The sequence below is a fragment of the Citrobacter sp. Igbk 17 genome (genome assembly GCF_028069775.1).
Taxonomy (GTDB): domain Bacteria; phylum Pseudomonadota; class Gammaproteobacteria; order Enterobacterales; family Enterobacteriaceae; genus Citrobacter.
The window spans coordinates 61,016-71,698 of record NZ_JANEWI010000027.1 but is presented as its reverse complement, the minus strand read 5'-3'; the positions used below and the strand labels follow the sequence as shown (position 1 = coordinate 71,698).

The window sequence follows — 10,683 nt, the reverse complement described above, 5'->3', positions numbered from 1 at the left end:
AGCTTATGTAATATATATATTGTAAAAATTTTTCAAATGCGCAACATTGACACTATGATAAGCCTCGCACTTTTAACTTAAATTTTACATTTTCAGGGTAAGGTTATTTATCGTCAGCGCGGAATGCGTTTTGACGCTATCGGGACACACATCCGCCTGTGCAGCGATGTTGCGCGTGGGCTGGTAAAATAACGCGGCCATTCTGACCTTTCGTGCCCCGCGGGCATGTGTTAAAAATGGTCGTTGTTTCAGGGAATTGAGTGCAGAAAAGATTATGATTACTCATGCGGTCATATTTGCGCCTATCGGGCAGGTCAGTCGTTCAGACCAGATAGTGCAGCGCCTTTCAAACGCCATTATTACCGGGTTGCTGGAGCCAAAAGAACAGCTGCCCAATGAAACCGATTTGGCAAAGATGATGGGTGTCTCACATATCACTATCAGAGAAGCGCTCAACACGCTTCGGGCTAATAATCTTATCCATACGGTTCGTGGCCGTAATGGCGGGAGCTTCGTTTGCGAGAATATTGATGGCAAAAATAGCGCCCTGCATCCGTTTAAATCGATCAGTACCGATTACCTTTCGGATTTAGGCGAAATGCATTGCGCCATTATCAGCCACAGCGCCAGGTTAGCCTCCAGACGCATGACCGCGTCGGACATTGCCAAATTTCGCGAGTTTGTAGACGTACTGAGGAAAGCCGATTCACCTGAACTGATGACTCAGGCCGATATGCGTTGTTTGCTGGCAATTGCGGCCAGCTCTCATTCAGCACGGCTGGCCAACCAGGAGCTTCAGGTCCAGGCCGAGTGGGCATCACTGGTGGCAATACTCTATCGCGCCGACAATATTCATGCGGAAATTATTGCGCTTTATTCGGCGCTGGCCGACGCGCTCGCCGCCCATAACGAGACCGAGTCAGTCCAGTACGCCACGCAGATCATCGACACGTTTACCTATTACCTTATTGAAAAAAAGCTGAAATATAACTCGAACTGACAATCAGTGAAGGCAGGACAGACCATGAGCTCTTCGACATCCTTAAGCGCATTAATCCGTAAAATTGATGATATTACCGCCTCTACCGTAGAGTCTACCGTTGCGCTGGCGAGGAGCATTCACGAGGCCATTGCTGGTGTGCAAAAAGCTTCAGCCGAAGTTGTCCTCGACCCCGCTGTCAGATCAACGGTTCAGCAGCACATCAAGAGCACACTGAACAACAACCACTACTGTTCGGGCGCAGGTTTCGCCAGCCATATTGAGAGTACAGAAACCACCAAAGAATATTGGCTGCTGGAATGGTGGTATAAGAAAGATAATGGATTGAGTCAGGCACATCTGGATTTGGATCAGGCGACGCAACAGCGGCTGGATTTCAGAACCTTTGAGTGGTTTAAGCATTCGCCTCCGGCAGGTGAAGCGTATATCCATGGCCCGTATGTCGACTATATCTGTAACATCTCCTATACCCTAACCTCAGCGGTGCCAGTTTACTATCATGATCAGTTTCTCGGCGTCGCCGCCGTCGATCTGCTGGTCAGTCAGATAGAAGCCGAACTGCTCTCCTGCCCTCACCCTGATTATGTCATCCTGACCAATCTGGAAAACCGGATCATCTTTTCCAGTTGGCCGCGCTTTCGTGTCGGTGAATTATTGTCACCTGCGCACAGCACAGTGGTGTATCAAAGCGACTACTTTATCCTTTATCACTACCAGAAATAGTCAATTCAAGGCTGAGCGTTACCGGATAAGGATGCCAGCGTCGTATCCGGCGCGTAAAACGGTCGAAACTAAGGGCCCGAAGGCCCTTAGTTTTAGTTATCCTGCCCCATATTGAGTTTCGTGGCGTAGGCAATGGCATCGTTTTCCGGTGCAGCCGAGCGGCCAAAGGGTCGGGTAAGGAACATGTAGATCAATCCTGAACCTACCACAATCGCCAGACCAAACAGTACTGTCCAACGGTCGATGAAATCACTGCTGTCAGCAGGCTGTGCCAGTAACCAGATCCCACACAGACCGTAAGCTAACGCCAGCACGTTTACAATCACACCCCAACCACCAATCGTCCACTCTCCGGCGGGTTTCCAGCCTTTCAGACGTTGACGCAGCGCGGCCAGTACCACCATCTGGAATGAAATATAAATACCGATAACAGCAAATGCGGTGATACGCGATAAGTTATCTGGCTGGAAATAGACCCAGACACAAATGATAACGGGCAACACACAGCTGACGACCATGGCATTATCCGGGACACCATTTTTAGAAATTTTGGCCATCCATTCACTGCCCGGCAGCATTCTGTCGCGGGAGAAAGAAAAGATAAGACGACTTAATGCTGCTTGCAGAGACAAAATGCACGACAGCATCGCGATAATAGCGACAATAATAAAGACCGTCGCACCGGTTTCCCCCAGCGCTTCATTAAGGATGGCCGGGATCGGATCGGCGGTTTTACCATTCACGATACTCACCAGGTTCGGTGACGCCAGCAGGTAGCCCATGACGGAGATAATGGCGGAGATCGCGCCAAACACGATACTTAAAATCATGGCTACCGGGATTTTTTTGCTTGGATTTTGCACTTCCTCTGCAACGTTACCGCACGCCTCGAAGCCAAAGAACATAAACAGGCCCATCAGCGCGGCGGACATAAAGGCGGTGGAATAACTTCCGTCATGCGCCAGTACCCCCATCGAATCAAAGATGACGGAGAAAGGCTGTGAACGGTGGAAAATCAGCAGGTAAATACCCAGCGCAATCACGCTGACGATTTCACACCAGAAACCAATTTTGGCGACCCTGGCCAGATTCCTGGTCCCGGACATATTGACGGCCATCATCAAGAGCAGCAGCAAAACGGAAGTCACCAGCATGGTGGCGGGTGTCTGGCCATAATGAAAGAGTGATTCAACAAATGTTGATGTGTATTCCGCGATCGAGGTAATTGTCACCACCAGCGCCCACAGGTAGATCCAGGCGGCGATCCACGCATATTTCTTACCCCACAACCTTCTCGCCCAGGGATACAGTCCCCCGGTGATCGGATATTGAGACGCAACCTCACCAAACACCAGGGCGACTAACAACTGCCCACACGCGACGATCAAAATCCACCACACTGCGGGTGGTCCTGCCAACGTCACTGCCAACGCGAACAGCGAATAAACAGCGGTAAGCGGCGACAGGTAGGTAAAACCCAACGCAAAATTTGAAATAAGCCCGATCGAGCGGTTGAACTGTTCTTTGCCATCTTTTTGAAAATTATCGTTTTTCTTATCAGGTGTCTGTTCCATATTTCTTTCTCTTTTGTGGAATAGTCGCAGGGTTGAACAATTAATGTATAAAAGATATTAAGTTATATGTATAGTGATTTTGTCGCATATTTGTTAAAACAAATCGCACATCACGTTCCTGAATGGACGGGGATATGACTCAGTTTGTTAACATTTATTTTACACATAGAGTGAGTTACGAGAGATTTTCAGCGTTGGCGGGATGAGATGGCTGGTGCGCACCTGGTTGGCGTTTATGCCCAGGTACGCACCAGTGGAAACGACGATTTTTGACTTAACGCAGGCTTTCTTCTTTTCCAGCAACTCGCGAGTTACGCGTGGGAGATATTGACAGAACGTACAGTGCCAACCCACCGCCACTCACCAGGGCAAACGCAACAATCACCAAAGACGCATCATAATTTCCTGTCAGATCTTTCAACCGTCCCATGAGCGGCGGAAACACCAGGCCTGCCACGTTGGCAACAGCATTGATCAGTGCGATGGCCGCTGCGCCTGCGACCCCGGTTAAGGATTCAGTGGTTGCCGCCCAGAATATTGGGGTAATTGCCCAGTTCAGACCGACCGTTACCACCAGCAGAAGGTATGCCAGCAGCAGATACTGGGTATAAACCGCGACAAGGAGTAATCCGCCGGCTAACATCAGCGGGATTGCAAGGTGCAGACGTCGCTCTCCACTACGGTCAGAATGGCGACCATTGAGCCACATAAACAGACATGCGAACAAAAAAGGTACCGCGGAGAGTAAGCTGACAATCAGGTTACTTTGCTCCGTGACGACACCTTTAACGATCAGCGGCAGGAACAACGTAATGCCTATCGTACCAAAGGCCTGCAGCAACCAGATGGCACTGAGTAACCATACCTTTTTACTGGTGAGAGCCTGATGCCACTGATGGTGATGAATGTCTGCCCCGGCTTCGGACGAGAGTTTCCGTTGTAACCAGTCTCGTTCCTGTACACTGAGCCAACGCGCCTGAGCGGGAGAATCATCAAGATAAAACCAAACGACCACACCGAGGATAACCGCCGGAATACCTTCTAATAAAAACAGCCAACGCCAGCCCGCAATATCGAAAAAACCATGCATATTTAAAATAGAGCCGGAAATTGGCAAGCCAATGACTGATGCCAGCGCAGCGCCGATATAAAACATGGACATGGCATGTGCCCGGTTATTTCGCGGGTACCAACAGGAAAGATAATAAATAATCCCGGGGGTAAATCCCGCCTCCGCGACACCGAGTAAAAAACGCATAATATATAGCTGCGTTGGCGTCTGTACCAGACTCATACACGCAGCAATCATGCCCCAGGTCACCATAATCCTGGCGATCCACAGTTTCGCGCCAACGCGCGTCAGAATGACATTGCTGGGCACTTCAAAAAGAATATAAGCAATATAAAAAATACCAGCAGCAATACCATACATTTCAGCGGTTAGCGCAAGATCGGCGTTCATCTGTAATGCGGCGACTGAGATGTTAGAACGGTCAATATAAGCAATAAGATACAGCAACATCAGGAAGGGAATAAGCCGTTTGTTCACTCTCTTAATCGTTGAATCATGAATATCATTTTGCATATTAACCTCGCATGCTGCGCGCTATAGAACGCCAGTACGAACAGGTGTTTAATCGGGTATGGATGTGCCATACCCGATCCACTTGCTGGAGATGACTCAGACCGACAAATTGAACTGTGAAATAAAACTATCGATGGTTTTTAAATCCTCATCCGCTAATTGCCAACCGGGTTTACGACAATAGTCATCGGCGATGATCCCGCGTCGCTGCAATATCGTTTTTTCAATCTGGATAATATATTCGCAGTGCTGCATCCAACGCTGAATATACGGCAACAGCGCGTTGTGTAATTGCACCGCCTGCTGATGTTCCCCCGCCAACCAGTGTCGATAAATACGCACATAAATTTCGCTAAACGAGCAGCCTGGCATCACGCCTTTTCCGCCCACGTCCAGCATATGCAGCATATAGAGACCTGCGTAACCGTTGAGAACGTGAGCGTCTGGAGCCTGTTGCAGGAATTCACGCGTGTAATCCACAGGCGGATTACATTCAATCTTAAACACCGCATGTGGATAGCGTTTTGCGACCTCGGCCAGTTGATGTGGCGTAACCGGGAATCCTGTTTCGCCTGGCGCGTACTGCACCATCACCGGAATAGTTACCGCCTCAAGTACGGCAGAGATGTGCGCCTGTACAGCTGCCAGTGACGGTTGCAGGAAAAATGGCGGGAGCAACATCAACGCGTCAGCCCCCATGCTTTGGTACAGCCGCGCCCGCCGTACTGCAAGGTCGGTGCTATGATCGGTAATCGACAGTGCACGAAACAGTCGTTTCCCCGACAATTCATCAAGATAGATTTCTGCCAGTTGCAACCGTTCGCCATCGTCCAGCTTGGGAAACTCGCTGGCAATACCAAACAACGTTAAACCATTCACACCGAGACCGGAAAGGTGAGCCACCAGCCGACGAAAACTCGTAAAATCGACCTCACCCTGTGCGGTAAACGGCATGGCGACGATGGGATTGACGCCCTGGATCATTGCGACTGATGACATCAGAGATCCTCCCTATCGGCCAGTACAGCCCCTTGCGCCGCAGGTAGCGCCCAACGACGATACAGCCGCAAGAATCCACGTGGCACCTCTTTATGCACCAGTTGGCAGACTTTTTGACGCTCTGCCAGTACGGCATCCGCCACATTCAGCGTTAATGTCCGCTGCGGAATATCAATGCTGATAGTGTCCCCCGTTTCAACCAGTGCCAGCACGCCGCCATCGCTGGCTTCTGGCGAAATATGCCCAACGAATAGCCCCCGATTTGAACCGGAAAAACGCCCATCGGTGATCAGCGCACACGAGTCCGAGAGATTCATCCCTTCGAGGAATTTCATCGGCTTATACATCTCTGGCATGCCCGGCCCCCCCTTCGGTCCTTCGTAACGCAGAACCAACACGCTGCCGGGTTGAATATCACCGGAGAGGATCGACTCGACGGCCTCATCCTCGCTGTTAAACACCACGGCAGGTCCGGTAAAGACCATCAAATGCTCCGGAACCGCAGCGGGTTTCACCACACACCCCATAGGCGACAAATTGCCATGCAGCACCGCGACACCGGATTCATTGCGTACCGGGATCGCCAGCGTATGAATCACTTCCGGGCGACGAGTGGCAGGAACATCCATTAGCCACTCCCCTTTTTTCTGTCCATTGACCGTCAGGCAATTGAGTTCCAACAGGTTGGCGATCTCTTTTTCCACCGCAGCGACGCCCCCCGCTTCCCAGAAGTCGATCATGTCGTATTCCGATGCCGGATAGAGCGAAGCCACCAGCGGTACCTGATGACTCAGAGCATCAAACTCAGCCAGCGGCAGATGTCCCAGTTCGGCCTCATAGTAAATAGCTTGCAGGTGCAGAATGGCGTTGGTTGAGCCCCCCGTAGCCAACAGATAGGTCATCGCATTGCGGATCGCGTCGCGGGTAATGATCTGCCGCGCATTCACGCCGCGCTTTACCAGGTCCACTGCGGTCATTCCTGTCGCATAGGCGCAATCACGGCGTTCGCGTGAAATCGCGGGCAGCGTACTGCTCCCCGGCAGGCTCATACCCAAAACCTCAGCAATACAGCACATCGTATTGGCCGTTCCGTACATCGTGCAGGATCCGTGCCCTGGTTCGGCAATATCTTCAATGTGCCGGAACTCTGCCTCATCGATTTCCCCGCGACGTTTCCAGCCTATCGCCTCAGTGACAATATTGCCGTCCCAGTGCTTACCTTTGTATTCAGCAGGATACATTGGCCCACCGTTGACCAGAATGGCCGGAATATCAAGTCGCGCCGCCGCCATCAACATGGCGGGGACAATTTTGTCACAAGACCCCAATAGCACCATGCCGTCGAAGCGGTGGGCACGCATCATCACTTCGATCGAGCTGGCGATAATTTCCCGCGCCGCCAGGATGTAGCGCATGCCCAGATGCCCTTCTGCAATACCGTCACAAGGAGCGATGGTACCAAACACCATGCCTACGCCACCCGCTTCATCAATGCCCTTTAGCACATGTGTCGTGAGTTCATTCAGGTTGGCATGCCCTGCCGTTGCATTGGTATAACTGTTGACAACGGCAATCACTGGCCGGCGAAGTTGCTCGTCGGTATGTCCCATTGATTTATACAGGGCACGTTTTAAGGCGCCGTCATCACCGCTGAGGATCGGGTTGAAGTGTTCGCCACCACAACCTGCGCATCCGCTGCCACAACTGCTCATATATGACCTCTTTTCGTTAATACACTGCTTTCTGCCTGTGTCGTCGCTTTTCGATCGCGGGGGTTAATCAGGCGTGCCGGGATGAGGAAAATCAGCGGTGCGCAGAGCACCAGGAATCCCGCCAGAATATACAGCCCGCTACTGGTGCTGCCGGTGGTGTCTTTCAGCCAGCCCAGTACGGTCGGACCAAAGAACCCGGCCAGGTTGCCGATGGAGTTCACTAACGCGATGCCTGCTGCAGCAGCAGTACCCGAGAGCAGCGTCCCTGGCAGGCTGATATAGGTTGGAATCAGCGATAACGTGCCGGACATCGCGACACAAATCCATGCCATCATCCAGAACGTGGAGCCTTCATTGAGGGCGCTAAACGTCAGGCCAATCGCACCGACTATCGCCGGAATGGCAATGTGCCAACGGCGCTCCTGCTTCAGGTCTGAGTGACGGCTGTTCCACAACATGCAGACCGCGCCGAAGATATACGGCACCGCCGCCAGCAGGCCGATAGCAAAATCATCCTGTACGCCGGAGCTTTTAATGATCGATGGCAACCAGAAGTTAATGCCGTAATAGCCGATATTGAAGCTGAAGAAGATCAGTGCCAGCAGCCAGACGAACCGGTTGCGGAACATGGCAGACAGGCTGTGCTGCGGCATTCCCGCATTCGCCGCTACTTTATCAAGCTGGTCTTTTTGCAAATCCTGTTCGATCAGCGCTTTTTCAGCATCCGACAACCATTTCGCCGATTTCACGTCATTATCGAGATAGCGCAACACCACGAAGGCCAGCAGGAATGATGGGATTGCCTCCACCAGGAACAGCCATTGCCAGTTATGCAGGTGACCCACGCCCTCAAACATTTTCAGGATCAGCCCCGATAGTGGACTGCCGATAATAGTTGATAACGGTGTGACCAGGATAAACAGCCCGAGCGTACGAGCAGAGCGCCATGAGGGGAACCACAGCGTTAAATAGTAAACGATCCCAGGGAAGAATCCGGCTTCCGCGACACCCAGTAAAAAGCGCACGACATAGAACTGGGTCGGAGTAGTCACAAACATTGTCAGCGCGGACAATATCGCCCAGCTGGCCATGATGCGCGCAATCCAGAAGCGGGGACCAAACCGCTGCATCAACAGGTTGCTGGGGACTTCAAAGATAAAGTAACCAATAAAAAAGATACCGGCACCAATCCCATAAACTGTATCGCTCAGATTAAGCGCATCCTGCATATGGAGTTTGGCGAAGCCCACGTTTACACGATCGAGATAGGCAAAGAAATAACACAGGATTAAAAACGGGATCAGCCGTCGGGTCACTTTACGATAAACCGCATTTTTATTTTCAGTATCGAGGGTACGCGTATTCATCTTTCAGCCTCTTAAGTTGTTATTGGCGCGACGCTCAGGTATTTACCTGTTGCCAGGCTTGAGCATAGGCCAGCGCGTTATGCATAACCTGTTCACGGCATGTGCCCGCACGGTATAAACCACCACCGCAGCCAAAGCCTTTTGCCCCCGCCGACATCCAGTTTTGCAACTGCTGAGCCTCGGCTGAAACACCGCCGACCGGCATGCAAATCACGTGAGGCGGTAGGACCACGCACATAGCTCGCAGTATGTCCGGGGAGATCATTTCCGCAGGGTAAAACTTCAGCCCGCTGGCTCCGGCATCCAGCGCCGTAAACGCCTCGCTTGGGGTGATCACACCGGGTAAGCTAATCGCCCCCCGCTCCCTGCTACGGCGGATGACCGAGGTGTTCATATTCGGCGAGATAATCACTTGCCCGCCCGCATCGACAACGCTATCAACCTGCGCCGCCGTCAGTACCGTACCCGCCCCGACGATAGCACGCTCGCCAACGCGTTCACGTAGCAGCGTGATAGAATCGAGCGCTCGCGGGGAATTTAGCGGAACCTCCAGCCAGGTGAAGCCGGCCTCCAGCAGTACATCCCCGATATCCGGTGCTTCCTCAGGTGTCAGACCGCGCAGAATGGCGATCATCGGAAGCGGTGTTTTCTGCCACAACGTGGCAAAGTCAAAACTGTCCATGGTGTTTCTCTGTTAGCCGTTGTTGAAGGGACTGCATTCCGGCGATAAAACAGCAATCGCCATCAATGCAGCGTGTATTAATACCCAACGCCGTTGCCGCCAACTGGTAGCGGCGAGTTAGCGCCGCACTCCCCACCAGCCAGACAAGCCCGCGACAGTCAGCGCCGAACTCTGTACCGATCAATAATCCGGAGAGATAATCACTGACGGATTCAGCAGGTAATTCACCTGAAAGTCGCCGCGTTCGGGTGGAAAAAAGGAGTTGGCTTAGCGCCGCGTGACGCTGGGATGCCTCTACCCCAAGTAGAAATGCACTGTCATCGATCACCGCATCAGGAAGACCGCGGCCAAGTAACGAGTGAGAAATCAATACCTGAAAAAGCTCACCGGTCATATATGTCGAAAAATCAGTAACCTGCCTATTCTCGACCGCTACATGTTTGCTGTGCGTGCCCGGTAAAATTGCCTGAAAATCCGCAATATCTTCCAGTATCGCCAGCCCCAGCAACTGAACCTCTTCGCCACGCATCACGTCCGGTATGCCGCCAGCAGGTGACGCTCGCAAACCAGGAACAATCCACGCCTCACTTCCCCATGAGGTCGTGAACGTTTTGCTGTGGGCAAGCAAACTGTCGGCATTGGCAGGAAGCGGACAATAGTCAACCTCATACCAGCCCTGCTGCGAACCCACCATTCCGGCCATCGCTATTGTCGGAGCTGCATTAGTCACCCACTCACCCAGCAGCATTTTTAGCGTGCCATCGAATTGACCTTGTTTGACATGGAGCAGTCCGCAGTTGGCGCTACGTTTATCCAGCACGTCATCTCCTGCCATCAACCACGCCCGGAAATTTGAGGTTCCCCAGTCAACCGCAATCCATTCCCATTTCATCTTGTAACCCCAATTATTAAATCTTGTATGACAAGAATGTAGTTAATTTTATGTAAGTGATCTGTGAGCACGATCGTGAAGTGAAACAAAACGTATAATTGTGTTATCTGAAGGGACAAGTGATGCTTCCTTGTATACATAACGCCTTG

Annotated in this window: 9 protein-coding genes; 2 read left to right on the top strand and 7 right to left on the bottom strand. The window is 51.8% G+C overall.

The features are described from left to right. The first annotated feature begins 274 nt into the window (after positions 1-274). The gene (locus NNO08_RS16110; RefSeq protein ID WP_271457087.1) at positions 275-1,000 is read left to right on the top strand and encodes a FadR/GntR family transcriptional regulator; all 726 of its coding nucleotides are present in this window, start codon (positions 275-277) and stop codon (positions 998-1,000) included. Between the two features lie 24 nt (positions 1,001-1,024). Continuing rightward, positions 1,025-1,723: a cache domain-containing protein gene (locus tag NNO08_RS16105; protein ID WP_271440811.1), complete on the top strand. Its 699-nt coding sequence runs from the start codon at positions 1,025-1,027 to the stop codon at positions 1,721-1,723. Positions 1,724-1,815: 92 nt separating this feature from the next. On the opposite strand, the gene NNO08_RS16100 is transcribed toward NNO08_RS16105, so the two are convergent. The 7 genes from NNO08_RS16100 to NNO08_RS16070 form a co-directional block, all read right to left on the bottom strand. Further along, entirely contained in the window at positions 1,816-3,297 is a 1,482-nt protein-coding gene (locus NNO08_RS16100) for an APC family permease (RefSeq protein ID WP_137383305.1), read from the bottom strand. Between the two features lie 274 nt (positions 3,298-3,571). Continuing rightward, positions 3,572-4,882 (bottom strand): MFS transporter, encoded by a 1,311-nt coding sequence (locus NNO08_RS16095; RefSeq protein WP_271457086.1) that lies wholly within the window; start codon positions 4,880-4,882, stop codon positions 3,572-3,574. A gap of 96 nt (positions 4,883-4,978) precedes the next feature. Next, positions 4,979-5,881, bottom strand: coding sequence for a dihydrodipicolinate synthase family protein (locus NNO08_RS16090; RefSeq protein ID WP_271457085.1), 903 nt, complete (start codon positions 5,879-5,881; stop codon positions 4,979-4,981). Further along, a complete protein-coding gene (ilvD, locus tag NNO08_RS16085) occupies positions 5,881-7,593 on the bottom strand; it encodes a dihydroxy-acid dehydratase (protein WP_271440808.1) in 1,713 nt (570 codons plus the stop codon). Before ilvD ends, NNO08_RS16090 begins: the two co-directional genes overlap by 1 nt. Next, positions 7,590-8,960 (bottom strand): MFS transporter, encoded by a 1,371-nt coding sequence (locus NNO08_RS16080; RefSeq protein WP_271440807.1) that lies wholly within the window; start codon positions 8,958-8,960, stop codon positions 7,590-7,592. The genes ilvD and NNO08_RS16080 overlap by 4 nt, the downstream gene beginning before the upstream one ends. A 34-nt stretch (positions 8,961-8,994) precedes the next feature. Continuing rightward, positions 8,995-9,642: a 2-dehydro-3-deoxy-6-phosphogalactonate aldolase gene (locus NNO08_RS16075; RefSeq protein WP_271455373.1), complete on the bottom strand. Its 648-nt coding sequence runs from the start codon at positions 9,640-9,642 to the stop codon at positions 8,995-8,997. Then, positions 9,629-10,534 carry a 2-dehydro-3-deoxygalactonokinase gene (locus NNO08_RS16070; RefSeq protein ID WP_271457084.1) on the bottom strand — a complete coding sequence of 302 codons (906 nt, stop codon included), beginning with the start codon at positions 10,532-10,534 and terminating at the stop codon, positions 9,629-9,631. The genes NNO08_RS16075 and NNO08_RS16070 overlap by 14 nt, the downstream gene beginning before the upstream one ends. Between the last annotated feature and the right edge of the window lie 149 nt (positions 10,535-10,683).

Bases quoted from the DNA above. Each gene is read 5' to 3' on its own strand.
- NNO08_RS16110 (WP_271457087.1), top strand. From the start codon at position 275: ATGATTACTCATGCGGTCATATTTGCGCCTATCGGGCAGGTCAGTCGT.
- NNO08_RS16105 (WP_271440811.1), top strand. From the start codon at position 1,025: ATGAGCTCTTCGACATCCTTAAGCGCATTAATCCGTAAAATTGATGAT.
- NNO08_RS16100 (WP_137383305.1), bottom strand. From the start codon at position 3,297: ATGGAACAGACACCTGATAAGAAAAACGATAATTTTCAAAAAGATGGC.
- NNO08_RS16095 (WP_271457086.1), bottom strand. From the start codon at position 4,882: ATGCAAAATGATATTCATGATTCAACGATTAAGAGAGTGAACAAACGG.
- NNO08_RS16090 (WP_271457085.1), bottom strand. From the start codon at position 5,881: ATGTCATCAGTCGCAATGATCCAGGGCGTCAATCCCATCGTCGCCATG.
- ilvD (WP_271440808.1), bottom strand. From the start codon at position 7,593: ATGAGCAGTTGTGGCAGCGGATGCGCAGGTTGTGGTGGCGAACACTTC.
- NNO08_RS16080 (WP_271440807.1), bottom strand. From the start codon at position 8,960: ATGAATACGCGTACCCTCGATACTGAAAATAAAAATGCGGTTTATCGT.
- NNO08_RS16075 (WP_271455373.1), bottom strand. From the start codon at position 9,642: ATGGACAGTTTTGACTTTGCCACGTTGTGGCAGAAAACACCGCTTCCG.
- NNO08_RS16070 (WP_271457084.1), bottom strand. From the start codon at position 10,534: ATGAAATGGGAATGGATTGCGGTTGACTGGGGAACCTCAAATTTCCGG.